Source organism: Ramlibacter tataouinensis TTB310 (assembly GCF_000215705.1).
GTDB classification, from domain to species: domain Bacteria; phylum Pseudomonadota; class Gammaproteobacteria; order Burkholderiales; family Burkholderiaceae_C; genus Ramlibacter; species Ramlibacter tataouinensis.
Genome location: NC_015677.1, coordinates 1,418,821 through 1,442,566 on the forward strand (window position 1 = coordinate 1,418,821; position 23,746 = coordinate 1,442,566).

Genomic DNA, 23,746 nt, shown 5'->3' on the forward strand with positions numbered 1-23,746 from the left:
CATGGCAGCCATGGACGACACGGCTTTCCTCGAGAACTACCGCTTTCTGGCGCGCTACAACCGCTGGTGCAACCAGCGGTTGTACGACAGCTGCGAGCAGCTCTCCGACGAGGAACGCAAGCGCGATCGCGGTGCCTTCTTCGGCTCCATCCACAGAACGCTCAACCACCTGGTGCTGGGCGACCAGGGCTGGCTGCGACGCTTTCGCCAGTGCGCGCACGACCACCGCACGGACATCGCCAGCCTGGACGAGAGTGTGCTGGAGTTGCCGGCCACGTACACGCTGGACCAGGTGCTGTACGAGGACTGGGCGGCGCTGCGCGCCAAGCGGGCCCAGCTGGACGCAGCTATCGAGGTCTGGCTGGGCGACCTGCCAGCCGGCGCCACGCAGTGGACCATGCGCTACCACAACCTCAAGGGCATGGCCCGCGAGCACCCCGCCTGGCAGGCAATGACGCACTTCTTCAACCACCAGACCCACCACCGCGGCCAGGTGACCACGCTGCTGATGCAGGCCGGCGTGGACCCGGGCGTGACCGACGCCATCGCGCTGGTCTAGCGCTTGGCGCCGCCGACCGGGGCGATGGTCGGCCGGTAGGACGCGCCGCCGATTCTCAGGCCCGCCTCGGACAGGTGGGCGGCGCGCGCGTCGCCCACGCCCTTGACCCGCTCGATGAAGTCGGCCCAGTCCTTGAACTCGCCCTGCTTGCGCTCGGCCAGGATGATCTTGGACGTGCCGGGGCCGATGCCCTTGACGCCGTCGAGCTCGGCCTCGGTGGCCTTGTTGATCTCCACCGCCATGGCGGCGGTGGCGCAGCACAGGGCCAGAACGGCCAGGATCTTCTTGAGCATGGGACACCCTCCTTGGTGGCGTGCCGGCACGGCGCCGGCACTGCCGCTTCAACGGCCGCGCGCCAGGATGGTTGTCATCAACCTGGAGGAGGACGTGCGCCTCAGGCCTGCGTCGCCAGCCAGGCCATGTAGCGCGCCACGCCGGTCTGTACGTCGGCAAAGGCATGCTGGCAGCCGGCCGCCCGCAGCGCCGACAGGTCGGCCTGGGTGTAGCATTGGTACTTGCCGCGCAGCGCTTCGGGGAAGGGCACGTACTCGATCAGGCCCTGGGCGGCCGCGGCGGCGGTGTCCAGCGCCGGGCCGCCCGCCGGCCGCAGCGCGTTGACCACTGCCGTCGCCACGTCGTTGAAGGGCTGGGCCCGGCCGCTGCCCAGGTTGAACAGGCCGGATCTTTCCGGGTGGTCCAGGAACCAGAGGTTCACCGCCACCACGTCATCGACGAAGACGAAGTCGCGCATCTGCTGGCCGGGGCCGTAGCCGCCGTACTCGCCGAACAGCTTCACTTTCCCCTGCTCGCGGAACTGGTTGAACTGGTGGAAGGCCACGCTGGCCATGCGGCCCTTGTGCTGCTCGCGCGGGCCATAGACGTTGAAATAGCGGAAGCCCACCACCTGGTGCGCCGCACGCTCGAAGCGCGGGCCGGTCTCGCGACGCAGCCGTTGGTCGACCAGCAGCTTGGAATACCCGTAGACGTTGAGCGGCCCCTCGAACTCGGGCGATTCGCGGAAGCTGCGGTAGCCGCCCGGCGAAACCGGGTCCGGTTTCGCCTCGCCATACGTGGCGGCCGAGGACGCGTACAGCAGCCGCGCGCCGCGCTCCTGGCAGGCCCTGAACAAGCCACACGTGAGCGTGTAGTTGTTGTCCATCATGTACTTGCCGTCGGTCTCCATGGTGTCGCTGCACGCGCCTTCATGGAACACTGCCTCCACCGGGCCGAACAGGCCGTCGGCGAACGCGTCGTAGAAGTAGTCCGCATCCACATAGTCGGCGATCTTCAGGTCGGCCAGGTTGCGGAACTTGTCGCCCTGGGTCAGGTCGTCGACGGCGATGATGTCGTCGATGCCGCGCTCGTTCAGGCCCTTGACGATGTTGCTGCCGATGAAGCCGGCGGCGCCGGTGACCACATGACGCGTCATGCGAACAGCTCCTCGTAGGACACGGTGGCCGTGCCGAACTTGCCGACCACGATGCCGCCGGCCTTGTTGGCCAGGGGCATGGCCTCGCGCAGGGGCACGCCGGCGGCGACCAGCGCGGCCAGGGTGGCGATGACGGTGTCGCCGGCGCCGGTGACGTCGAACACCTCGCGCGCCTGCGCGCCCACGTGGGCCTGGCCCTGGGCGTCGAACAGCGTCATGCCGTCCTCGCCCAGCGTGACCAGCAGGGCTTGCAGCCGCAGCTGCTCGCGCAGGGCCTGCGCCTTCGCGGCCAGCTCGCCGGCGTCGCGCCAGCTGCCCACCACCTGCTGCAGCTCGGCCCGGTTGGGGGTGATCACGCTGGCGCCGCTGTAGCGGGTGTAGTCCGAGCCCTTGGGGTCGACCAGCACCGGCTTGCCCTGGCCGCGCGCGGCCGCGATCATCGCCGGAATGTGGGCCAGGCCGCCCTTGCCGTAGTCGGAGAACAGCACCGCGTCGTGCGAGGGCGCGAGCTCGGCGAAGGTCTCGTTCTGCAGCGCCAGCGCCTCGTGGTCGGGCTCGTTCTCGAAGTCCATGCGCAGCAGCTGCTGCTGGCGGCCGATGACGCGCAGCTTGACGGTGGTCTTCAGGCCCGGGTCGCGCTTGAGGTGGGCCGCGATGCCGGTCTGGCGCAGCAGCGCCTCCAGGCGGTGGCCCGGCTCGTCGTCGCCGACCACGCCCAGGAAGCTGGCCTGCGCGCCCAGCGTGGCCACGTTGTAGGCCACGTTGGCGGCGGCGCCGATGCGCTCCTCCTCGCGGTTGACCTTGACGACGGGCACCGGCGCCTCGGGCGAGATGCGCTCCACGGCGCCGTGCCAGTAGCGGTCCAGCATGGGATCGCCCACCACCAGGACACGGGCCTTGGCAAGTTGTTGCTTGGATAACTTCATAGTTCCTCGACGCGACGCGCCGGATAACTGTCCCAGGCCTGGCAGCCGGGGCATTGCCAGAAATGCTGCTTGGCCTCGAAGCCGCAGGCGGCGCAGCGGTAGCGTGTCAGCGGGCGGGCGGCGTGCTCCAGCGCGCGCTGCACCTGGGGATGGAACTGCTCGTGCTCGAGCTTCTCGTCCACCAGCCATTTGGCGGCGGCCACCAGGGAGGGCTCCCGCTCCAGGTGCCGGACGTACCAGTCGCGTGCCGACGCGGGGTCTTCCAGCGCCACGATGCCGTCCAGCACGTCCAGCGAAGGCGCGGCCTCGTAGCTGCGCGAGAGCACCTGCCGGGCAGCCGCCTCCTGGCCGCAGGCGGCGGCGCATTCGGTCAGCGGCCGTGCGATCAGGGGCAGGGCCGCGGGCGCGACCTCGGCCAGCTCGACCAGGGTGTCGAAGGCGGTGCCGTGCTGGCCCGCGCGCCGCTGCAGCTCGGCCAGGGCGAGCCGGGGCCGGGCGGTGCTGGGCGCGGTGGCGATGGCCTGGCGCAGCAGGCGTTCGGCTTCGTCGTTGCCCGCGCCGGCCGCCTGTTCGCACAGGTAGTGCGCGCGGCGGCCGCTGAAATCGCCCTGGCCGGAGGCCTCCAGCTTGGCCGCGGCCTCGCCGGCGCGCACCCAGTCGCGCGAGCGCTCGTAGATGGCCAGCAGGGCCAGCAGCGCCTGGGCGCCGTAGGCCGTGCCTTCCAGCTTGCGCAGCGCCTCCTCGGCCCGGTCCAGCAGGCCGGCCTTGAGGAAATCCAGGGCCAGCGCGTGCTGGGCCCGGTGCCGGTCCTCGCGGCTGAGGTCGCCGCGCGAGAGCAGGTGCTCGTGCACCCGCACGGCCCGCTCGTACTCGCCGCGCCGGCGGAACAGGTTGCCCAGCGCGAAGTGCAGCTCGGAGGTGTCGGGATCGTTCTGCACCGCCTGGATGAAGGCGTCGATGGCCTGGTCCTGCTGCTCGTTGAGCAGGAAGTTCAGGCCGCGAAAGTACGCCTTGGGCGCCTGCCGGTTCTCGATGCGCAGCTGGCGCAGGTCCAGCCGGGAGGCCAGCCAGCCCAGCACGAAAGCCAGCGGCAGGCCCCACAGCAGCCAGGCGAAATCAGAGTCCATGCGGCCCCTGGGTGGGCATGATGCTGGTGGGCGCATCGGCCGGCAGCCCGCGCCGGGCGGCGTTGCGGTGCTTCCACCAGCGCGGCACCATTCCCAGCGCGCCGATCACCAGTCCCAGCGCGAACGCCGCCAGCACCACCAGCACCAGGGGTGCCTGCCACTGCGTGCCGAAGAAGAAGTGCACCGTGACGGCCTGCTGGTTGTTCAGCGCGAAGGCGAACAGGGTAAAAAAAATGGCTGCCTTCAGCAGCCACATGAGGTATTTCATCCGACTCCCCAGTGGAGCCCGGGATTCTAACGAGGAGCTAGCGCTGGCCGTCGGCCTCGATCTCGGCGGTGCGCTGGTCCACCGCCTCGCGCAGGGCCTTGCCCGGCTTGAAGTGGGGAACGCGCTTTTCCGGGATCTGCACGCTTTCGCCGGAGCGCGGGTTGCGCCCCATGCGCGGCGGCCGGCGGTTGATCGAGAAGCTGCCGAAGCCGCGGATCTCGATGCGGTGCCCGCGCACCAGCGCCTCGCTCATCGCGTCGAGAATGGTCTTGACGGCGTACTCGGCGTCGCGGTGCGTGAGCTGGCTGAAACGGGCGGCCAGTTCCTCGACGAGGTCGGATCGGGTCATAACGGAGGAAAACACGGCGAGCGCCGCCCGCCGTGTCCTGCGGTTCTTACTTTTCCAGCTTGGCGCGCAGCAGGGCGCCCAGGCTGGTCGTGCCGGCGTTCTCGCGCGACGACTGCTGGCTCAGGTTGGCCATCGCACCCTGCTCGTCGATCATGTCCTTCTGCTTGACCGACAGCTGGATGTTGCGGGTCTTGCGGTCGATGTTCACCACCACCGCCGTGACCTCGTCGCCTTCCTTGAGCACGTTGCGGGCATCCTCCACGCGGTCGCGGGAGATCTCGCTGGCGCGCAGGTAGCCGATGATGTCCTGGCCCAGGTCGATCTCGGCGCCCTTGGGGTCGACCGACTTGACCTTGCCGCTCACCGCGGAGCCCTTGTCGTGCACCGACACGAAGGTGGTGAACGGGTCGGCGTCCAGCTGCTTGATGCCCAGGCTGATGCGCTCGCGGTCCACGTCGACGGCCAGCACGATGGCCTCGACCTCCTGGCCCTTCTTGTAGTTGCGCACAGCCTGCTCGCCCGGCTCGTTCCAGGACAGGTCGGACAGGTGCACCAGGCCGTCGATGCCGGCGGCCAGGCCGACGAACACGCCGAAGTCGGTGATCGACTTGATTGGGCCCTTGACGCGGTCGCCGCGCTTGGTGTTCTGCGCGAATTCCTGCCAGGGGTTGGCCTTGCACTGCTTCATGCCCAGGGAGATGCGGCGCTTGTCCTCGTCGATCTCCAGCACCATGACCTCGACCTCGTCGCCCAGCGAGACGATCTTGGACGGCGCCACGTTCTTGTTGGTCCAGTCCATCTCGGACACGTGCACCAGGCCCTCGATGCCGGGCTCGAGCTCGACGAAGGCGCCGTAGTCGGCGATGTTGGTGACCTTGCCGAACATGCGGGTGCCCTGCGGGTAGCGGCGCGACACGCCCATCCAGGGGTCGTCGCCCATCTGCTTGAGGCCCAGCGATACGCGGTTCTTCTCGGTGTCGAACTTCAGGATCTTGGCGGTGATCTCCTGGCCGGCCTGCACCACCTCGGACGGGTGGCGCACGCGGCGCCAGGCCATGTCGGTGATGTGCAGCAGGCCGTCGATGCCGCCCAGGTCGACGAAGGCGCCGTACTCGGTGATGTTCTTGACCACGCCGCGGACGATGGAGCCTTCCTTGAGGGTTTCCATCAGCTTGGCGCGCTCCTCGCCCATGGAGGCTTCGACCACGGCGCGGCGGCTCAGCACCACGTTGTTGCGCTTGCGGTCCAGCTTGATGACCTTGAATTCCAGGGTCTTGTTCTCGTAAGGGCTCAGGTCCTTGATCGGACGGGTGTCGATCAGCGAACCGGGCAGGAAGGCGCGGATGCCGTTGACCAGCACCGTCAGGCCGCCCTTGACCTTGCCGCTGGTGGTGCCGGTGACGAACTCGCCGGACTCCAGGGCCTTCTCCAGGCTCATCCACGAGGCCAGGCGCTTGGCCTTGTCGCGCGACAGGATGGTGTCGCCGTAGCCGTTCTCGATGGCGTCGATGGCCACCGACACGAAGTCGCCGGCCTGGACTTCGATCTCGCCCTTGTCGTTCTTGAATTCGTCGATCGGCACGTAGGCTTCGGACTTGAGGCCGGCGTTGACGACCACGAAGCTGTGCTCGATGCGGATCACCTCGGCGGTGATGACCTCGCCCTGGCGCATCTCGGCGCGTTGCAGCGATTCCTCGAACAGGGCGGCAAAAGATTCAGACATTCAGTTTCCTTGCACGTCGCACAGGTTTCCACCGGCACCATTGCCGGGTGTTTCTATGGCTGCGGACGGCGATTGCTGCGGCTGGTGCCGCGGGTTGCGTTGACGATCCCCATCGCCGGGTGCGCTGGCGCGCGAAGGGCAGCGACGGGGGCCCGATACAGAGATGGTGGCTCTGCGGCAGCCGTTCAAGCGGACCGGAACGGCTGCTTCTCGTCCCACCACCGGAGGACCTGGGCCACCGATTCATCGACCGATTGCTCCGAGTTGTCCAGTAGCAGGGCATCCTGCGCCGGCTTCAGAGGCGCGACGGTCCGCTGCGAGTCGCGGGCGTCGCGCGCTTCCAGGTCGGCGCGAAGAGCCGTGATTGTAGTGGGAATCCCCTTTAGATTCAATTGCTTATGGCGCCGCTCGGCACGCTGGGCGGCGCTGGCGGTGAGGTACACCTTGAGCGCCGCGTCCGGGAAGATCACGGTGCCCATGTCGCGGCCGTCGGCCACCAGGCCGGGCAGGCGGCGGAAGCTCTGCTGCAGCGCCACCAGCGCCGTGCGCACCGCGGGCAGGGCCGAGACCCGCGAGGCGTTCATGCCCGCCTCCTCGGTGCGGATGGCGTCCGTCACGTCGTCCCCGCCCAGCAGCACCCGGCCGTCCACGAAGCGCACCGGCAGCGTCTCGGCCATCCTGGCGATGCCGTGCTCATGGGCCAGGTCCAGGGCCAGGCCGGCCCGCGTGGCCGCCAGCGCCGTGATGCGGTAGAGCGCGCCCGAGTCCAGGTAGTGGTAGCCCAGGCGGCGCGCCACTTCGGAAGCCAGCGTGCCCTTGCCGGAGGCCGTGGGCCCGTCCACGCAGATCACCGGGATGTGCGGCGCCGTGGTGCGAACCACCGAGAACAGGGTCTCGAAGTAGTCGGGGAAGGTCTTGGCCACGCACTTCGGATCCTCGATGCGCACCGGCATGCCTTCGGGATTGAAGGCGGCCAGCGAGAAGCACATGGCGATGCGGTGGTCGTCGTACGTGTGGATGCGCGCGGCCCGCCACTGGGCCGGCGGCGTGATGCGCAGGAAGTCGGCGCCTTCCTCGACGGCCGCGCCCAGCTTGCGCAGCTCGGCCGCCATGGCGGCCAGCCGGTCGGTCTCCTTGACGCGCCAGCTGCCGATGTTGCGCAGCCGGCTGGTGCCGTCGGCGTACAGCGCCATCACGGCCAGCGTCATGGCGGCGTCGGGGATGTGGTTGCAGTCCAGGTCGATGGCCGCCAGCGGCCAGCGGCCGCGCCGCACCTCGATGCGGTTGGCGCCGCTGGCCACGCTGGCGCCCATCGCCTGCGCCGCTTCCAGGAAGCGGATGTCGCCCTGGATGGAATCGCGGCCCAGGCCCTCGATGGCGATGCCCCGGGGGCCGTTCGCGGCGATCGCGCCCAGGGCGATGAAATAGCTGGCGGAGGAGGCGTCGGCCTCGACGTGGATGTCGCCGGGCGAACGCAGGCGGCTGCCGGCCGGGATGGTGAAGCGCTGCCAGCCGTCGCGCCGCACGGACACGCCGAACCGCGCCAGCAGGTTCAGCGTGATCTCGATGTAGGGCTTGGAGATCAGCTCGCCGGCCACCTCGACCACGATGTCCTGCCGGGCCACCAGGGGCAGCGCCATCAGCAGGGCGGTGAGGAACTGGCTGGACACGTCGCCGCGCACCGGGATGGGCGCATCCAGCTGCAGCCGGGGCTGGCCGATGCGCAGCGGCGGATAGCCCTCCCGGCCCAGGTAGTCGATGCGGCAGCCGAGCTGGCGCAGCGCATCCACCAGGTCGCCGATCGGGCGCTCGTGCATGCGCGGCACGCCCGACAGCTCGTAGTCGCCGCCCAGCACGGCCAGCGCCGCGGCCAGCGGCCGCATCGCGGTGCCGGCGTTGCCTAGGAACAGGCGGGCCGGGGAGGCGGGTGCGCGGCCGCCCAGGCCCGTCAGCTCCACCCCGTCCGCCTGCCGCGCCACGCCGCAGCCCAGCTGGCGCAGCGCCTCCAGCATGACCCGGGTGTCGTCCGAGTCCAGCAGGTCGTGCACCCGGGTGCGGCCCTCGCACAGCGCGGCCAGCAGCAGCACGCGGTTGGAGATGCTCTTGGAGCCGGGCAGGGCGACAGCGCCCTCGGCGCCGTCCAGCGGCGGGATGTCCAGGAAGGGCGTGGCGAACATCGGCGCGGCGGGTTGGAGCGCTACTTCTTGCCCATGCGCCAGCGCGCGCGCGTGCTGCTGGCCTGGCCGATCAGGCTTTCCAGGCCTTCGCCGTCGCCGCTCTCGAGCAGCTTCTCCAGCCCCGCCAGGCTGCTCTGGAACAGGCGCGACTGCTCCAGCAGCTCCTGCCGGTTGGCCATCAGGATGTCGCGCCAGACCTTGGGGTCGCTGGCGGCGATGCGGGTGAAGTCGCGAAACCCCGGGCCGGCCAGCGACAGGAAGTCCGGGCCGGTGGGCTGCGAGACGATCGCGTTGACCAGCGCGAAGGCAACCATGTGCGGCAGGTGGCTCACGGCCGCGAAGGCCGAGTCGTGCGCCTCCGGCGACATCTTCAGCACGTGGCAGCCCAGGGCATCCCACAGCGCCTCGGCCTTGGCCAGCTGCGCCACCTGCGTCTTCTCGATGGGCGTGAGCACCACCTGCTTGCCGGAGTACAGGTCCGGGTCGGCATGCTCGACGCCGGACACCTCCTTGCCGGCCACCGGGTGGCAGGGCACGAAGGCGCCGACGTTCTCGCGCAGCGCCCGGCGCGCCGAATCGATCACGTCGCGCTTGGTCGAGCCCACGTCCATGATCAGCATGTCGCGGTCCACCAGGTGGCGGATCGCCTTGAAGGTGGCCTCGGTGGCCGCCACCGGCACCGCAACCAGCACGACGTCGGCGCCCGAGACGGCGAGCAGGGCGGACGGCGCTTCCACGTCGATCACGCCCAGCTGGCGCGCCTTTTCGGTCGTGGAGGGCGACTTGCTGTAGCCCACCACGCGCTTGACCAGGCCGGCGCGCTTGAGCGCCAGGGCGAACGATCCGCCCATCAGGCCGCAGCCGATCAGCCCCAATTGCTCGAACATGTGGTCCTTATTCACCCGCAGGGTAGGTGCCCAGCACCTTGTAGAAGGCGCACAGGGACTGCAGGTCCTGGAGTGCGGCGGCCACATGCGGCTGCGAGGGATGGCCCTGCACGTCGATGTAGAAGAAGTATTCCCACTGGCCGGAGCGGGCGGGGCGCGACTCGAAGCGCGTCATCGACACGCCGTGGCGCTTGAGCGGCACCAGGATGTCGTGCACCGCGCCGGGCCGGTTGGGCACCGAGACCACCAGGCTGACGCAGTCGCGGCCCGAGGCCCGCGGCGCCTCCAGCGTCTGCGGCAGGCAGACCACCGCGAAGCGGGTGCGGTTGAAGGCGTCGTCCTGGATGGCGTGCGCCGCCAGGTGCAGGCCGAACTCGCTGCCGGCCCGCTCGCTGGCGATGCCGGCCCACGCCGGATTGCCCGCGGCCAGCCGCGCCCCTTCGGCATTGCTGGCCACGGCACGGCGCTCGGCGCCGGGCAGGTGCTTGTTCAGCCAGCCCTGGCACTGCGCCAGCGCCTGCGGATGGGCCAGCACCGCCTCGATGCCCCCGAGCGACGGCGCCAGGCGCAGCAGGTGGTGGCGCACCAGCAGGCTGACCTCGCCCACGATGTGCAGCGGCGACTGCAGCAGCAGGTCCAGCGAGCGCGTGACCACGCCCTCCGTACTGTTCTCCACCGGCACCACGCCGAAGTCGGCGGTGCCGGCCGCGGCCGCATGGAACACCTCGTCGAAGCTGACGCAGGGGACATGCTCGATGCTGGAGCCGAAGAAGTGCAGCGCCGCCTGCTCGCTGAAGGTGCCGGCCGGCCCCAGGTAGGCCACCCGCTGCGGCGCCTCCAGGGCCCGGCAGGCCGACATGATCTCGCGCCAGATGGTGGCCACGTTGCCTGCCTTGAGCGGGCCGGGATTGGCCTGCTGCAGGCCATGGATGACCTGGGCTTCGCGCTCGGGACGGAACACGGTCGAGCCCTCGGCGCGCTTGAGTTCGCCGACCTGGCCGGCCAGCGCCGCGCGCCGGTTCAGCAAGGCCAGCAGCTCGCGGTCCACCGCGTCGATCGCCGTCCTCAGCTCGCCCAGGTTCTTCGCCATGGCGGCGTCAGTCTTCGCTGTCGCCGGGGGCGGCGTCGGCCGGTTCGCCTTCGGCCGCCTGCGCGTCGTTCTCCACGATGCGCTGCAGGCCGCTGAGCTTGGAGCCCTCGTCCAACCCGATCAGCGTCACGCCCTGGGTCGCGCGGCCGAGCTCGCGGATCTCGCTGACGCGGGTGCGCACCAGCACGCCCTTGTCGGTGATCAGCATGATCTCGTCGTCGGCATGCACCAGCGTGGCGGCCACCACCTTGCCGTTGCGCTCGCTCTGCTGGATGGCGATCATGCCCTTGGTGCCGCGGCCATGGCGCGTGTACTCGGTGATGGGCGTGCGCTTGCCGAAGCCGTTGACGGTGGCGGTGAGCACGGACTGCGACTCGTCCTCGGCCACCAGCATGGCGATCACGCTCTGGCCGTCCTCCAGCGTCATGCCGCGCACGCCGCGGGCGGCGCGGCCCATGGGGCGGACGTCGTTCTCGTCGAAGCGCACGGCCTTGCCGCCGTCGGAGAACAGCATCACGTCGTGCTTGCCGTCGGTCAGCGATGCGCCGATGAGATAGTCGCCCGGGTCCAGGTCGACCGCGATGATGCCGGCCTTGCGCGGGTTGCTGAACTCGTTCAGCGCAGTCTTCTTCACCGTGCCCATGGAGGTGGCCATGAACACGTAGTGGTCGGCCGGGAAGCTGCGGAACTCGCCGGTCAGCGGCAGCACCACGTTGATCTTTTCGCCCTCGGCCAGCGGGAACATGTTGACGATGGGCCGGCCGCGCGAGCCGCGCGAGCCGGCCGGCACTTCCCAGACCTTGAGCCAGTACATGCGGCCGCGGTTGGAGAAGCACAGGATCCAGTCGTGCGTGTTGGCGATGAACAGCTGGTCGACCCAGTCGTCTTCCTTGGTCGCGGTCGCCTGCTTGCCGCGGCCGCCGCGCTTTTGCGCGCGGTACTCCGACAGCGGCTGGCTCTTGATGTAGCCCGAATGGCTGAGCGTGACCACCATGTCGGTGGGCGTGATCAGGTCCTCGGTGGCCAGGTCCTGGGCGTTGTGCTCGACCACGGAGCGGCGCGCGCCGATCTTGGTCTGGCCGAACTCCTGCTTCAGCGCGGTGAGCTCCTCGCCGATGATGGTGGCCACCCGCGCCGGCCTGGCCAGGATGTCGAGCAGGTCCTCGATCTCGGCCATCACGTCCTTGTACTCGGCGACGATCTTGTCCTGCTCCAGGCCGGTCAGGCGCTGCAGGCGCATCTGCAGGATCTCGGAGGCCTGCGTGTCGGACAGGCGGTACAGGCCGTCGCCGCCCAGGCCGTACTGCCGGTCCAGCCCCTCCGGGCGATAGTCGTCGGCGTTGACCACGCTGCCGTCCTCGCGCGCGCGGGTGAGCATCTGGCGCACCAGGCTGGAGTCCCAGGGCCGGTTCATCAGCTCGGCCTTGGCCACCGGCGGGGTGGGCGCCTGCCGGATGATGCGGATGAACTCGTCGATGTTGGCCAGCGCCACCGCCAGGCCTTCCAGCACATGGCCGCGCTCGCGCGCCCTGCGCAGGTTGTAGACGGTGCGCCGCGTGACCACCTCGCGGCGGTGCTGCAGGAAGATGTCGACCAGGTCCTTCAGGTTGCACAGCTTGGGCTGGCCGTCCACCAGGGCCACCATGTTGATGCCGAAGGTGTCCTGCAGCTGGGTCTGCTTGTAGAGGTTGTTCAGCACCACCTCGGGCACTTCGCCGCGCTTGAGCTCGATCACCAGGCGCATGCCCGACTTGTCGCTCTCGTCCTGGATGTGGCTGATGCCCTCGAGCTTCTTCTCGTTGACCAGCTCGGCCATGCGCTCCTGCAGCGTCTTCTTGTTGACCTGGTAGGGCAGCTCATCGACGATGATGGCCTGGCGCTGGCCGCGGTCGATGTCCTCGAAGTGGCACTTGGCGCGCATCACCACCTTGCCGCGGCCGGTGCGGTAGCCTTCCTTGACCCCGTTGATGCCGTAGATGATGCCGGCGGTGGGGAAGTCCGGCGCCGGCACGATCTCCATCAGCTCTTCGAGCGAGGCCTGCGGGTTCTTCAGCAGGTGCAGGCAGGCGTCCACCACCTCATTGAGGTTGTGCGGCGGGATGTTGGTGGCCATGCCCACCGCGATGCCGCCCGAGCCGTTGACCAGCAGGTTGGGCAGCTTGGACGGCAGGACCAGCGGCTCCTTCTCGCTGCCGTCGTAGTTGGGGCCGAAGTCGACCGTCTCCTTGTCGATGTCGGCCAGCATCTCGTGCGCGATCTTGGCCAGGCGGATCTCGGTGTAGCGCATGGCCGCGGCGTTGTCGCCGTCGACCGAGCCGAAGTTGCCCTGGCCGTCCACCAGCATGTGGCGCATGGAGAAGTCCTGCGCCAGCCGCACGATGGTGTCGTAGACGGACTGGTCGCCGTGCGGGTGGTACTTGCCGATGACGTCGCCGACGATGCGGGCCGATTTCTTGTACGGCCGGTTCCAGTCGTTGTTGAGCTCATGCATCGCGTACAGCACGCGCCGGTGCACCGGCTTGAGCCCGTCACGGGCATCGGGCAGGGCCCGTCCGACGATCACGCTCATGGCGTAATCGAGGTAGCTGCGCCGCATCTCCTCTTCGAGGCTGATGGGCAGTGTTTCCTTGGCGAACTGGGTCATGGGGCAGGGGGAAGCGGCGCAGAACTCGCGATTTTAGCTTGTCGCAAGGTCGCAACAGCGAGTCCGGAAAGAGGTTTTGTCCTACGACGGGCCAAGCTCGGCTGGAAGCGAGTGTGTAAGGGCGTGTGGCACAATTCTTTGGACGTTTTCGGTGAATGGTCACCTGAATCGTAGCGTTCACGCAGCACGGCTGCGGCTTTTTCCCCTTAAGAGGAGAACCATGAAGAAACTGAACAAGATGGCGCTGTTGTTTGCTTCCGCCGCCCTGGCCACGGCCGCTGGCGCGCAAACACGCGTGGCCGCAGCAGGTGGTGGCAACCAGGTGGACAACTGGACCAACGGCACCGGCGAGATCACCTGGAGGAACGGCACCAACGAGCTGTGCTGGCGTGATGCCTCCTGGACCCCCGCGACCGCCGGCACCGGCTGCGACGGCGCCCTGGCCCCGGCCCCCGCGCCGGTCGTCGCTGCCCCGCCTCCGCCGCCTGCGGCTCCCGCACCGGTCGCTCCGCCCCCGCCGCCCCCGCCCCCGCCCCCGCCCGCTCCGCCCGCAGCCACCAAGGTGACCTACGCCGCCGACGCCTTCTTCGACTTCGACCGCGCCGTTCTCAAGCCCGAAGGCCGTGCCAAGCTCGATGACCTGGTCAGCAAGGTCAAGGACATCAACCTGGAAGTGGTGATCGCCGTGGGCCACACCGACGCCGTGGGCGGCAACGCTTACAACCAGAAGCTGTCGGTGCGCCGCGCCGAGGCGGTCAAGTCCTACCTGGTGTCCAAGGGCATCGAGAACAACCGCGTCTACACCGAAGGCAAGGGCGAGGCCCAGCCCGTGGCCGACAACCGCTCCGCCGGCGGCCGCGCCAAGAACCGCCGCGTGGAAATCGAGGTGGTCGGTACCCGCGCCAATCGATAAGCCTTGCACAGGCCTGCGGCCTGAGGTGAAAAAAAGGCCCCGCGATGCGGGGCCTTTTACTTGGGCGCGCCGGCGGCGCGAGAATCAACGCATGACTGTGAATGCCGATCCGGCCGAACTGGCCAAGTTCTCCGAACTCGCCCATCGCTGGTGGGACCCCGAAAGCGAATTCCGTCCGCTGCACGACATCAATCCGCTTCGCCTGGAGTGGATCGACGCGCAATGCCCCCTGGCCGGACGCCGCGTGCTCGATGTGGGCTGCGGCGGCGGCATCCTGGCCGACTCCATGGCGCGCAAGGGCGCATCGGTGCTGGGCATCGACCTGGCCGCCAAGGCCCTCAAGGTGGCCCAGCTGCATGCGCTGGAGGCGCAGACGCCCGGAATCGAGTACCGGGAGATCAGCGTCGAGGCCTTGGCGGCCGAAGCGCCGGCCAGCTTCGATGCGGTGACCTGCATGGAGATGCTCGAGCACGTGCCCGACCCGGCGTCCGCCGTGCGCGCCTGCGCCGCGCTGGTCAAACCCGGCGGATGGGTGTTCTTCTCCACCATCAACCGCAACGCCAAGGCCTTCCTGTTCGCGATCGTCGGCGCCGAGTACGTGCTGGGCCTGCTGCCGCGGGGCACGCATGAATACCTCAAGTTCATCCGTCCTAGCGAGCTGGCCTCGCACTGCCGCGCGGCCGGCCTGGGCCTGTCCCAGATGCGCGGGCTGGAATACAACCCGCTGACGCGGCGTTACAAGCTCTCGGGCGACACCAGCGTCAACTACCTGCTGGCCGCGCGCAAAGCCTGATGTTCGGCCACGCCCAAGCCGTGCTGTTCGACCTGGACGGCACCCTGATCGACAGCGCGCCGGACCTGGGCGCTGCCGCGGACCAGATGCGCACCGACCGCGGCCTGGCGTCGCTGCCACTGGAGCGCTACCGCCCCATGGCCGGCGCCGGCGCGCGCGGCATGCTGGGCATCGCCTTCGGAATGGGACCGGAACATCCGGACTTCCCGGCCATGCGGGAGGAGTTCTTCCGCAACTACGAGCGGCGCATGACGCAGCTGACCTATGCCTTCCAGGGCGTGGCCGAGCTCATCGCCGCGCTGCAGCACCGCGGCCTGGCCTGGGGCGTGGTGACGAACAAGTCCATGCGCTTCACCGGCCCGCTGACCCGCGCCATGCCCCTGTTCGCGGGCGCCCGTGCGGTGGTCGGCGGCGACAGCACGCCGCATGCCAAGCCGCACCCGGCGCCGCTGCTGGAGGCGGCCCGCCAGCTCGGCCTGCCGCCGGCGGCCTGCGTCTACGTGGGCGACGACGAGCGCGACATCGTGGCCGGCCGCGCGGCGGGCATGCCGACGGTGGCCGCCACCTATGGCTACCTCGGCAGCAACGCCGACACGGTGGCCTGGGGGGCCGATGCCCGCATCGGTTCGCCCCTGGATCTGCTGCCGCTCTTGCAATCGGGCCGGACGGCTTAAAATACGACCTCCTGGGGCTGCACTGGTTTCGACGTGGGTTCGGACACGCAGCAGGGCATGTCGAGGTTCAGTCACCTCGTTAATCCGCTGAAACCAAGTAACTGCAAACGACGAACGTTTCGCACTCGCCGCTTAAACACCGGTGAGCCTCACAACAGTTGGCCGATGGGCTGGGCAAGGGGCGCAAGCTCCCGGCTGTGAGGGAATTCACATTGGCTGGTCCTGATCCGGGTGCCTTGGGTCGGGACGAGAAAATAGGGCACTGGCGGCTGGCATAGCGTGCGTCTGCGCGATGCCCGCGGCGAGATCCAAACCAGAGCGCTAAACATGTAGATCTGCGCGGAGAAGGCTTGCGGACGCGGGTTCAATTCCCGCCAGCTCCACCAATTCGGCATCGAAGGCCGTCCAACGCGATTCGTTGGGCGGCCTTTTCATTTGGAAGATCGACCTTTGAGGCAACTGTGATGGCGATGCAGGCACTTCCTCCTACGTTCATCGTCTGCGGCGAGGCGCTGTTTGACGTTTTTTCGGGCGCCCCGACGGCCGTCGGCTTCGGCCTTGACGCGCGCATGGGCGGTTCGCCCTTCAATGTCGCCCTGGGCCTGGCGCGCCTGGGGCAACCGGTCGCCTTCCTGGGCGCCCTGTCCAGTGACTTCCTGGGCCAACGGTTGCTTCGCGCGCTGCGGGACGAAGGGGTCGACGAGCGCTGCGTCGTTCGCGTCGACGCCCCCACGACACTGGGGCTCGTCGGGTTGGACGACTCCGGTGTGCCGTCCTACGCCTTCTACGGCCACGGTTCGGCGGACCGCCAGCTCACGCTGGCCACCCTCCCTGCCTTGCCTGACAGCGCCGGGGTGCTGCAATTGGGGTCGTATGCCATGGTGGTCGAGCCGGTCGCATCGGCGCTGCTGGGCCTGGTCGAGCGCGAGCACGGCCGGCGGCTGATCGCTTACGACGTGAACGTCCGCCTGAACGTCGAGCCGCGGGTGGACGCATGGCGGGCGGTCCTTGCCCGCATGCTGCCGCGCACCGACCTGCTCAAGCTCAGCGAGGAGGACCTGGTTTTGCTGCATCCCGGCGGAAACGAGGCCACGCTGGCCGAAGGCTGGCGCCGGGAGGGTGTCGCCTGGGTGGTGGTCACGCGCGGGGCCCGCGGAGCAGTGGCTTACACGCCGGCGGGTGTGGTCGAGGTTCCGGGATCGCCCGTCCAGGTGGTGGATACGGTGGGCGCCGGCGACACCTTCCAGGCTGCCTTGCTGGCCTATCTGGCTGAAACCGGAGCACTGTCAGCGCCTGCGCTGCACGATGCGACCCGTGAGCACGTACTGGCGGCACTCGACTTTTCTGCCAAGGCAGCTGCGATCACCTGTACGCGTCGCGGTGCCGACCTGCCCCGGCGAGCCGATCTGCGTTCCACCTGCTGCTAGTTGGTCTTGCAATTGAGGTCCAAGTAGCATTCTGTTCCCGGCGCCGGCGCGGTGGTCGGCGGCAACACTGGGCAAGGGGCGCAAGAGATCTGCGCGGAGAAGGCTTGCGGACGCGGGTTCAATTCCCGCCAGCCCACCAATACAAGGTACAAGGCCGTCCGGTGATATCCACCGGACGGCCTTTTTTTTAGCAAGTCACCAACACACGCGGCTGGCAGTTACCAAAGCGCCGAGTCCCGCATGCTTTCGAGCTCTTGGCGTTCCCGACGCAGCTGGCGTCCCCGAAGCCAGGCAAGCAGCACCGGGCAAGCTACCACGATTGCCGCCCCTTCCCATACTTTCAGATGACGACCAAGGGTGACGAAGGCAGCCAGCCAGAGCAAGGCAGGCAGCACCAGCACGGCGATGAGAAATCGAGCTCGAGAAAGCAGCATGGTTGAGCTATTGAATGCCTGCGATTTTCGCCGAAATCGCAGGCCGTCATTGCCATTCAGCGGACGGCGTTGTTCAGGCGCAAATGTGCCTGAACGGCGCCGCCCGGTCCAGCTTCCTCCTGCGGATTTTCAGGCCAGCGAATCGGCCCAGATGTTCCGGGCCCAGTTCCAGGCGTAGACGCCCTCCAGCTCACTGGGCGCCGTGCTCAGGCCACCCGAGCCCGCCACGGTCTTGAACGTCTTCTCGGCCGCGACGTACTCGTGGACGCTCGCGACGTGCACCACGTTGCGGTCATCCACGAAGCTGTAGCAGGTGTTGTTGAGCATGGGGGCAGGGTTCAGTTCCCAGCCCGAAAGCCGGGCCACGAGGGCCGCGGCGGCCACCTTGGCGTGGCTGTTGGCCATATGGCCGCTCTTGGGCATGGCCGGGGCGATCTGGATCGAATCGCCCAAGACGTGCACGTCCTTCGCAGCCGTCGATTCGAAAGTGAGGTAGTCCACGCCGCACCATCGGCTGTTGGCCTGGTTGTTCAGCCCGGCCTGGACGGCGACCAGGCCGGCGCGCATGGACGGCAGCACGTTCAGCACGTCGGCCTTCTCGTCGTCCTGCACCTCGAACCTCACCACCCCCTTGCGCCCGTCCACGGCCGTTGCCTTGTGCTGTGGCCGGTACTCCACGATGTCCTTGTACTGCTCGGCCCAAACCTTCCTGAAAAGCGCCGCCTTGGAGGTGACGTCGGCGTTCGCGTCCAGCACCAGCACCTTGCTGCGCGGCTTGGCATTCTTGAAATACCAGGCTACCTGGCAGGCCCGTTCGTACGGCCCCGGCGGGCAGCGGTAGGGCGCCTCGGGAATGGTGATGGCGAAGACGCCGCCGTCGGGCATGGCTTGCAGCTGCCGCCGAAGGGCGACCGTTTCGGGCCCGGCCTTCCACGCATGCAGCACGGTGCCGCCCGCGTGCGCGGCCTGCAGCCCCTCGACGGTGTCGAACATCAGGTCGACGCCGGGCGACATGACCAGTTTGTCATAGCCTATCGTCGCGCCGCCGGCGAGGGTGACGGTCTTGCGCGAGGTGTCGACGGCACGCGCGCTGTCCCTGACCACTGTGACTCCATGGTGACGGGCCAGGCCGGTGTAGGGCAGGGTGATCTCGCCCAGCTGCCGGCTCCCGCCGACCACCAGGTTGGAGATGGGGCAGGAGACGAATGCCTCGTTGGGTTCGATCAGCACCACGTCGATCTTGTGGTCGGACAGCAGGCGCACGTACTTGGCAGCCGTCGTGCCTCCATAGCCGCCGCCAACGACCACCACCCGGGCCCTGGACGGGATGGAGCTGGTGGCGCAGGCGCCCAGGCCGAGCAGGGAAAGACCGGCGGCGGAGTGCAGGAAGGATCGGCGTTGCATCGTGGCCTCCTATCGCTTCTGGGCGGCGAAGTAGCCGGCGAGCTGTTCGATCTGCGCGTCGCTGTAGCCTTTGGCCAGCTGGTGCATGATGGTCGCAGGCTGTGTGCCGGCCTTGAAAGCCTTCAGCTGCGCCACCATCCTGTCTCGCGGCATGCCCGCCAGCGAAGGAAGGGGCGATCCTTCGGCGGCCCGGCCATGGGTGCCGTGGCAGCTGGCGCAGGTCGCCGCCAGGCCTTGCAGGTGGAAGGCCTGGGCCTGCTGGGCGCAGGCCAGTGCGGGCAGGCCCGCCATCAGGGCTGCGGCAATCAGTTGGTGCAGCATGTCGGTTGTTCCTCCGGTCGTGCGGCCGGCTTGGCCGCCTTTGTTGTTCTAGCGAAGCAGCCGGACCTGCAACCACCGGGTAAACCCCGGGGCTTTGACGGGCTGCGGGCTGAAAACATCGCTACTCAATGAAATAATGATATTGCATGGACGTTGCTCCCTTCTCCTGGGCTGCGCGACACGAGTCCATCTTGCTGGGAGCCCCATGGCAAAACGTGCATCCGCCGCTAGCGCTACCGAATCGGACGAGGTCTTCGAGTTGGCCGCGGAGGTGTTCCGCGTGATGGCGGCGCCCATGCGCCTGAAGATCATCAGCAGCCTGTGCCAGGGCGAGAAGAACGTGAGCCAGCTGCTGGAGGAGATCGACACCACCCAGCCCAACATGTCCCAGCACCTCAACACGCTCTACCAGGCGGGCGTGTTGGGCCGGCGGCGCGAGGGCGTGCAGATCTACTACCGCATCATTAACGACAGGGTGGTGACGCTGTGCCGGGCGGTATGCACCCAGATCGCGATCGAGGCGGACTCGAGGTGAGCCCTGCCAGGCGCCTGGCCCTGGGTGCGGGCGCGGCGCTCGGGTTGGCGGCTGTGGTGCCGGCCCATGTCATGGCGCAAACGCAGGCCACGGCCGCAGTCGCGGCCGTGCAGGTGTCTCCTTCCGCCTGGTACGTCCAGGGGTTATCGGCGCTGGGCACGGCCGCCAACCGCAACTTCATCTCCAACGCCGGCTTCATCGCCACGCCCGAAGGTGTCGTGGTGATCGATGCCCTGGGTTCCCCTCGGCTGGCCCGGGAGCTGATGGCGGAGATCTGGCGGGTCAGCCGGCGCAAGGTGACGCATGTGATCGTGACCCACTACCACGCCGACCACATCTACGGCTTGCAGGAGTTCCAGGCGGCGGGCGCGCGCATCCTGGCCGGTCCTGGTGCGCTGGAGTACCTCCACTCCGACGCCGCCGCCTCGCGCCTGGCCGCCTCGCGGGTCGAACTGGCCCCCTGGGTCGACGAGCAGACCCGGCTGGTGCATGCCGACGAGTGGATCGGCAGCCGGCGCGAACTGGTGCTGGGCGGCGTGCGTCTTTCGCTGATCCCGGTGGGGCCGGCGCACACGCCGGAAGACCTGGTCGTGTTCCTGCCCTCGGAGAAAGTGCTGTTCGCTGGCGATCTCGTCTTTCGCGGCCGCCTCCCCTTCGTTGGCCAGGCCAATAGCGGGCGGTGGATCAGGGCGCTGGACACCCTTCTGGCGTTGGACGCCCATGTGATCGTGCCCGGGCATGGGCCGCTGTCCACCTCGGCGCGACAGGACGTGCAACTCATGCGCGACTACCTGGGCCACCTACGCGAAACCATGGGCCGAGCGGCGCGCGAGATGGAGCCGTTCGACCAGGCCTATGCCCGCACCGACTGGTCGCGTTTCGAGCAGCTGCCGCTGTTCCGCGTGGCTAACCGGATGAACGCCTACAACACCTACCTCCTGATGGAGCGGGAGGAGCGTTGAGGCGCCGCCTGTTCGCGGGCTTGGTGTCGCTGTGCCTGACGACCTTGGCAGGGGCTGCCCAACGGGAGCGCAAGCCGCTGCTGCCGGCCCCGCGCTCGCTCGGGGACGAGCTTGCCGCCGCCCTGGCGACCGGGCAGCCGCTGCTGGTGCTGGTCAGTCTCGAGGGCTGTCCCTGGTGCAAGCTGGTGCGCGAGAGTTACCTGGCGCCCCTGCGGCACGGCCACGCCTTGCCCGTGGTGCAGGTGGACATGGGCAGCCGCCAGGCGCTGCAGGACTTCGCCGGTGCCTGGCGCACCCATGAGGAGATGGTGCGCGCATGGCGCGTGGACACCGCGCCGACGCTGTTGTTTTTCGGCCGCGGCGCCAGGGAGGTGGCGCCCAGGCTGGTGGGGGCTGCCGCCGACTTCTACGGCGCCTACCTCGAAGAGCGCCTGCACCGGGCGCGCGGCGCGGTCCGGCCCTGAGGTTCGGGCGCGCCGTCGCGGATATTCAGGGTTTGCCCCGATCAAAGGGGATGGTGCTGGCTGCGATTGATCGATATATTCACCAATGATGATATTCTGATGGACCGAAGAGGGTAGAGAACAGGATGGCCGACATGCAAGACCCAAGGCAAGGGCGCCTGCGCAAGGCGCCTGAGAGTTTCCTGGACCGTGCGGCCATCGCGGCGGTGATGCAGGAAGCGCGCAACGGCCGGCGCGGCTTCATCCGCGGCGCCTTTGCAGCAGCGGCCGCGGGGCTGGCCGCCCCGGCGCCCGCCCGGCAGGCTCCCGCGCCGGGCGCGGCCGCGGATCCGAACATCGTCAACCTGCCGGAACACACGCGGGGCCTGGGACGGCCGGTGGTCACCGACGGCTATGGCAAGCCGTCGCGTTACGAAGCCAACCTGCAGCGGCGTCAGAGCCCGGGCCTGACCCAGACCACCCAGGCCTCGGTCTCTTTCGCGCCGCTGCAGTCCCTGTTCGGCATCGTGACGCCAAGCGGCCTGCATTTCGAGCGGCATCACCAGGGCTGGTGGGACATCGACCCTTCGAAGCACCGCCTCATGATCAACGGTCTGGTCAGGACGCCCCAGGTCTTCACCGTTGACGATCTGATGCGGCTGCCTTCGCATTCGCGTTTCCATTTCCTCGAATGCGGCGCCAACACCGGCATGGAATGGGGCAATGTCGCCGTGCCCACAGTGCAGTACACGCACGGCATGATTTCCTGCAGCGAATTCACCGGCGTGCCGCTGATCACGCTGCTCGAGATGGCAGGAGCCGACTTCAGCCGCGGCAAGTTCCTGCTGGCCGAGGGGGCGGATGGTTCGTCCATGACACGCACCATCCCCATGAGCCTGGTGCGCTCCGGCGAGGTGATGGTCGCCTGGGGCCAGAACGGCGAGATGCTCAGGCCCGAGAACGGATATCCGCTGCGGCTGGTGGTGCCCGGCGTGCAGGGGGTCAGCTGGGTCAAGTACCTGCGCCGCATCGAGGTGGGCGACATGCCCTACGGGACCAAGGACGAGGTGCTCCACTATGTGGACCTAATGCCCGACGGCCTGCACCGGCAGTACACCAGCCTCCAGGAGTGCAAGAGCGTGGTGACCACCCCGTCCGGCGGTCAGGTCCTGCTGGACAAGGGGTTCTACAGCATCAGCGGCCTGGCCTGGTCGGGCCGCGGGAAGGTCAAGCGCGTGGATGTCTCCGTCGATGGCGGGCGTCACTGGCGCCAGGCGCGGCTGCAGCCGCCGGTGCTGGACAAGTGCCTGACCCGCTTCAGCATCGACTGGGTATGGGACGGCCGGCCGGCCATCGTGCAGAGCCGCGCAACCGACGACACCGGCCATGTGCAGCCCACCTATCGGCAATTGCGGGCGGTGCGCGGCTCGCGCTCCATCTACCACAACAATGCCATACAGTCCTGGCTGATCAAGGAAGACGGGGAGGTGAGCAATGTCCAGCTTGCTTAAGCGCGCCTGCGGTCTGTTGCTGGGGCTGGCGGCCCTGCAGGTCCTGGCGCAGGCGATGCCCGCCGCCCAGCGCTTTCCCGGCATAGGCCGCGCCGCGACGGCGCAGGAGGTGCAGGCCTGGGACACCGATGTGCGGCCCGACTTCAAGGGCCTGCCCAAGGGCAGCGGCTCCGTCGCCAAGGGCCAGGAGGTGTGGGAGGCCAAGTGCGCCTCCTGCCACGGCGTGTTCGGCGAATCGAACGAGGTATTCGCTCCCCTGGTGGGCGGCACGACCGACGAAGACGCCAGGACGGGAAGGGTCGGCAATCTGCGGCGCAGCGATTACCCCGGCCGCACCACCATGATGAAGCTGTCCCAGGTCTCGACCTTGTGGGACTACATCAACCGGGCAATGCCGTGGAACAGCCCCAAATCCCTGAGCGTGGAGGAGGTCTATGGCGTCACGGCCTACATCCTGCACCTGGGCGGGGTGGTGCCGGCGGACTTCACACTCCGCGACGGCAACATCACCCAGGTGCAGCAAAAGCTGCCGAACCGCAATGGCAAGACCACCGACCACGGCCTGTGGCCGGGGCGCGAATTCGACGGCACCACGGTTCCCGACGTGCAAGGCTCGACCTGCATGAGCAATTGCTCGGTGGAACCCAAGGTGGCTTCCATGCTGCCCGATTTCGCCCGCGACGCCCATGGCAACCTCGCCGAACAGAACCGCCTGGTCGGGCCGCAGCGCGGCGCCCGCACGGCCAGCCCGGTTGCCGGCGGCGCAGCCCCCGTCGCTGCCGCCCCGCAGGTTGTCGCGCAGGCCGGACCCCCCGGTGCGCGCGCCACCGAGGCTGCCCGGGCCCGAGCCCTGGCTCAGGCCAGCAACTGCACGGCCTGTCATGCGCCCGACCGCAGGCTGGTGGGGCCGAGCTGGGCCGAGATCGCGGGCAGGCACAAAGGCAACGCCGCCTACCTGAGCGGAAAAATCCGCGCGGGCGGGATCGGCGCTTGGGGAAACATCCCGATGCCGCCACAATCGCTCGGCGAGGACGATGCGCTGCTCCTTGGCAACTGGCTCGCCGCCGGTGCGCCATGAGCGGGGCGGGGGATAACCCTGTGGGCCGATTACCATCACTTTATTAGCATGTACTTAAATTCAAGGAGATGC

General features: G+C 68.5%; 23 protein-coding genes, 1 other RNA gene and 1 pseudogene. 11 read left to right on the forward strand and 14 right to left on the reverse strand.

The features are described from left to right. Positions 1-10 precede the first annotated feature (10 nt). Positions 11-559, forward strand: a complete 549-nt coding sequence (locus tag RTA_RS06950) for a DinB family protein (protein WP_013900676.1) — start codon at positions 11-13, stop codon at positions 557-559. Here RTA_RS06950 and RTA_RS06955 read toward each other — a convergent pair. The 11 genes and pseudogenes from RTA_RS06955 to gyrA form a co-directional block, all read right to left on the reverse strand. After that, on the reverse strand, positions 556-852 hold the full coding sequence (locus RTA_RS06955) for a ComEA family DNA-binding protein (protein WP_013900677.1): 297 nt from the start codon (positions 850-852) through the stop codon (positions 556-558). The two genes, RTA_RS06950 and RTA_RS06955, sit on opposite strands and share 4 nt — an antisense overlap. A 101-nt stretch (positions 853-953) precedes the next feature. Further along, positions 954-1,988 (reverse strand): ADP-glyceromanno-heptose 6-epimerase, encoded by a 1,035-nt coding sequence (gene rfaD, locus RTA_RS06960; RefSeq protein WP_013900678.1) that lies wholly within the window; start codon positions 1,986-1,988, stop codon positions 954-956. Next, complete coding sequence (rfaE1, locus tag RTA_RS06965) at positions 1,985-2,914, reverse strand: D-glycero-beta-D-manno-heptose-7-phosphate kinase (RefSeq protein WP_013900679.1); 930 nt, start codon at positions 2,912-2,914, stop codon at positions 1,985-1,987. Before rfaE1 ends, rfaD begins: the two co-directional genes overlap by 4 nt. Further along, a complete protein-coding gene (gene lapB, locus RTA_RS06970; RefSeq protein ID WP_013900680.1) occupies positions 2,911-4,041 on the reverse strand; it encodes a lipopolysaccharide assembly protein LapB in 1,131 nt (376 codons plus the stop codon). The genes rfaE1 and lapB overlap by 4 nt, the downstream gene beginning before the upstream one ends. Next, the gene (locus RTA_RS06975) at positions 4,031-4,309 is read right to left on the reverse strand and encodes a LapA family protein (protein WP_013900681.1); all 279 of its coding nucleotides are present in this window, start codon (positions 4,307-4,309) and stop codon (positions 4,031-4,033) included. The genes lapB and RTA_RS06975 overlap by 11 nt, the downstream gene beginning before the upstream one ends. Before the next feature lie 37 nt (positions 4,310-4,346). Beyond that, positions 4,347-4,685, reverse strand: a pseudogene (locus tag RTA_RS06980) (integration host factor subunit beta); the annotation flags it as partial. 19 nt (positions 4,686-4,704) lie between these two features. After that, complete coding sequence (gene rpsA, locus RTA_RS06985; protein ID WP_013900683.1) at positions 4,705-6,381, reverse strand: 30S ribosomal protein S1; 1,677 nt, start codon at positions 6,379-6,381, stop codon at positions 4,705-4,707. Between the two features lie 185 nt (positions 6,382-6,566). After that, positions 6,567-8,558: a bifunctional 3-phosphoshikimate 1-carboxyvinyltransferase/cytidylate kinase gene (locus tag RTA_RS06990; RefSeq protein WP_013900684.1), complete on the reverse strand. Its 1,992-nt coding sequence runs from the start codon at positions 8,556-8,558 to the stop codon at positions 6,567-6,569. A gap of 20 nt (positions 8,559-8,578) precedes the next feature. Continuing rightward, the gene (locus tag RTA_RS06995; protein ID WP_013900685.1) at positions 8,579-9,445 is read right to left on the reverse strand and encodes a prephenate dehydrogenase; all 867 of its coding nucleotides are present in this window, start codon (positions 9,443-9,445) and stop codon (positions 8,579-8,581) included. A gap of 7 nt (positions 9,446-9,452) precedes the next feature. Beyond that, on the reverse strand, positions 9,453-10,535 hold the full coding sequence (pheA, locus tag RTA_RS07000) for a prephenate dehydratase (RefSeq protein ID WP_013900686.1): 1,083 nt from the start codon (positions 10,533-10,535) through the stop codon (positions 9,453-9,455). A gap of 7 nt (positions 10,536-10,542) precedes the next feature. Then, complete coding sequence (gene gyrA, locus RTA_RS07005) at positions 10,543-13,179, reverse strand: DNA gyrase subunit A (protein ID WP_013900687.1); 2,637 nt, start codon at positions 13,177-13,179, stop codon at positions 10,543-10,545. 220 nt (positions 13,180-13,399) lie between these two features. Between gyrA and ompA the strand changes: the two genes are divergently transcribed. From ompA to RTA_RS07025, 5 genes are all read left to right on the forward strand, one after another. Further along, positions 13,400-14,092, forward strand: a complete 693-nt coding sequence (gene ompA, locus RTA_RS07010) for an outer membrane protein OmpA (protein ID WP_013900688.1) — start codon at positions 13,400-13,402, stop codon at positions 14,090-14,092. A gap of 91 nt (positions 14,093-14,183) precedes the next feature. Continuing rightward, positions 14,184-14,885, forward strand: a complete 702-nt coding sequence (gene ubiG, locus RTA_RS07015) for a bifunctional 2-polyprenyl-6-hydroxyphenol methylase/3-demethylubiquinol 3-O-methyltransferase UbiG (RefSeq protein WP_013900689.1) — start codon at positions 14,184-14,186, stop codon at positions 14,883-14,885. Further along, a complete protein-coding gene (gene gph / locus RTA_RS07020) occupies positions 14,885-15,559 on the forward strand; it encodes a phosphoglycolate phosphatase (RefSeq protein WP_041675146.1) in 675 nt (224 codons plus the stop codon). The genes ubiG and gph overlap by 1 nt, the downstream gene beginning before the upstream one ends. A 13-nt stretch (positions 15,560-15,572) precedes the next feature. Further along, positions 15,573-15,945, forward strand: a transfer-messenger RNA (tmRNA) gene (gene ssrA, locus RTA_RS20160). A gap of 78 nt (positions 15,946-16,023) precedes the next feature. Beyond that, a complete protein-coding gene (locus RTA_RS07025) occupies positions 16,024-16,986 on the forward strand; it encodes a carbohydrate kinase family protein (protein WP_013900691.1) in 963 nt (320 codons plus the stop codon). A 218-nt stretch (positions 16,987-17,204) separates the two neighbouring features. Here RTA_RS07025 and RTA_RS20630 read toward each other — a convergent pair whose 3' ends face one another. The 3 genes from RTA_RS20630 to RTA_RS07035 form a co-directional block, all read right to left on the reverse strand. Then, complete coding sequence (locus RTA_RS20630; protein WP_143762921.1) at positions 17,205-17,420, reverse strand: hypothetical protein; 216 nt, start codon at positions 17,418-17,420, stop codon at positions 17,205-17,207. Between the two features lie 129 nt (positions 17,421-17,549). Beyond that, positions 17,550-18,824 carry an NAD(P)/FAD-dependent oxidoreductase gene (locus RTA_RS07030; RefSeq protein WP_013900692.1) on the reverse strand — a complete coding sequence of 425 codons (1,275 nt, stop codon included), beginning with the start codon at positions 18,822-18,824 and terminating at the stop codon, positions 17,550-17,552. 9 nt (positions 18,825-18,833) lie between these two features. Next, a complete protein-coding gene (locus tag RTA_RS07035; protein ID WP_013900693.1) occupies positions 18,834-19,145 on the reverse strand; it encodes a c-type cytochrome in 312 nt (103 codons plus the stop codon). A 205-nt stretch (positions 19,146-19,350) separates the two neighbouring features. Between RTA_RS07035 and RTA_RS07040 the strand changes: the two genes are divergently transcribed. The 5 genes from RTA_RS07040 to RTA_RS07060 all read left to right on the forward strand — a co-directional run bounded on the left by RTA_RS07040 (position 19,351) and on the right by RTA_RS07060 (position 23,674). After that, a complete protein-coding gene (locus RTA_RS07040) occupies positions 19,351-19,680 on the forward strand; it encodes an ArsR/SmtB family transcription factor (RefSeq protein ID WP_013900694.1) in 330 nt (109 codons plus the stop codon). After that, entirely contained in the window at positions 19,677-20,642 is a 966-nt protein-coding gene (locus RTA_RS07045; RefSeq protein ID WP_013900695.1) for an MBL fold metallo-hydrolase, read from the forward strand. Before RTA_RS07040 ends, RTA_RS07045 begins: the two co-directional genes overlap by 4 nt. Beyond that, positions 20,639-21,106 (forward strand): thioredoxin fold domain-containing protein, encoded by a 468-nt coding sequence (locus RTA_RS07050; protein WP_013900696.1) that lies wholly within the window; start codon positions 20,639-20,641, stop codon positions 21,104-21,106. The genes RTA_RS07045 and RTA_RS07050 overlap by 4 nt, the downstream gene beginning before the upstream one ends. A gap of 125 nt (positions 21,107-21,231) precedes the next feature. Next, entirely contained in the window at positions 21,232-22,596 is a 1,365-nt protein-coding gene (gene soxC, locus RTA_RS07055) for a sulfite dehydrogenase (RefSeq protein ID WP_013900697.1), read from the forward strand. Then, positions 22,580-23,674 carry a c-type cytochrome gene (locus tag RTA_RS07060; RefSeq protein ID WP_013900698.1) on the forward strand — a complete coding sequence of 365 codons (1,095 nt, stop codon included), beginning with the start codon at positions 22,580-22,582 and terminating at the stop codon, positions 23,672-23,674. The genes soxC and RTA_RS07060 overlap by 17 nt, the downstream gene beginning before the upstream one ends. The last annotated feature ends 72 nt before the right edge of the window (positions 23,675-23,746 follow it).

Coding starts and splice junctions, on each gene's coding strand:
- RTA_RS20630 (WP_143762921.1), bottom strand. CDS start 17,420: ATGCTGCTTTCTCGAGCTCGATTTCTCATCGCCGTGCTGGTGCTGCCT.
- rfaE1 (WP_013900679.1), bottom strand. CDS start 2,914: ATGAAGTTATCCAAGCAACAACTTGCCAAGGCCCGTGTCCTGGTGGTG.
- RTA_RS06995 (WP_013900685.1), bottom strand. CDS start 9,445: ATGTTCGAGCAATTGGGGCTGATCGGCTGCGGCCTGATGGGCGGATCG.
- RTA_RS07040 (WP_013900694.1), top strand. CDS start 19,351: ATGGCAAAACGTGCATCCGCCGCTAGCGCTACCGAATCGGACGAGGTC.
- RTA_RS06990 (WP_013900684.1), bottom strand. CDS start 8,558: ATGTTCGCCACGCCCTTCCTGGACATCCCGCCGCTGGACGGCGCCGAG.
- ubiG (WP_013900689.1), top strand. CDS start 14,184: ATGACTGTGAATGCCGATCCGGCCGAACTGGCCAAGTTCTCCGAACTC.
- rpsA (WP_013900683.1), bottom strand. CDS start 6,381: ATGTCTGAATCTTTTGCCGCCCTGTTCGAGGAATCGCTGCAACGCGCC.
- pheA (WP_013900686.1), bottom strand. CDS start 10,535: ATGGCGAAGAACCTGGGCGAGCTGAGGACGGCGATCGACGCGGTGGAC.
- RTA_RS07035 (WP_013900693.1), bottom strand. CDS start 19,145: ATGCTGCACCAACTGATTGCCGCAGCCCTGATGGCGGGCCTGCCCGCA.
- gph (WP_041675146.1), top strand. CDS start 14,885: ATGTTCGGCCACGCCCAAGCCGTGCTGTTCGACCTGGACGGCACCCTG.
- RTA_RS07060 (WP_013900698.1), top strand. CDS start 22,580: ATGTCCAGCTTGCTTAAGCGCGCCTGCGGTCTGTTGCTGGGGCTGGCG.
- RTA_RS06955 (WP_013900677.1), bottom strand. CDS start 852: ATGCTCAAGAAGATCCTGGCCGTTCTGGCCCTGTGCTGCGCCACCGCC.
- lapB (WP_013900680.1), bottom strand. CDS start 4,041: ATGGACTCTGATTTCGCCTGGCTGCTGTGGGGCCTGCCGCTGGCTTTC.
- RTA_RS07025 (WP_013900691.1), top strand. CDS start 16,024: ATGGCGATGCAGGCACTTCCTCCTACGTTCATCGTCTGCGGCGAGGCG.
- RTA_RS07030 (WP_013900692.1), bottom strand. CDS start 18,824: ATGCAACGCCGATCCTTCCTGCACTCCGCCGCCGGTCTTTCCCTGCTC.
- rfaD (WP_013900678.1), bottom strand. CDS start 1,988: ATGACGCGTCATGTGGTCACCGGCGCCGCCGGCTTCATCGGCAGCAAC.
- soxC (WP_013900697.1), top strand. CDS start 21,232: ATGGCCGACATGCAAGACCCAAGGCAAGGGCGCCTGCGCAAGGCGCCT.
- RTA_RS06950 (WP_013900676.1), top strand. CDS start 11: ATGGACGACACGGCTTTCCTCGAGAACTACCGCTTTCTGGCGCGCTAC.
- ompA (WP_013900688.1), top strand. CDS start 13,400: ATGAAGAAACTGAACAAGATGGCGCTGTTGTTTGCTTCCGCCGCCCTG.
- gyrA (WP_013900687.1), bottom strand. CDS start 13,179: ATGACCCAGTTCGCCAAGGAAACACTGCCCATCAGCCTCGAAGAGGAG.
- RTA_RS06975 (WP_013900681.1), bottom strand. CDS start 4,309: ATGAAATACCTCATGTGGCTGCTGAAGGCAGCCATTTTTTTTACCCTG.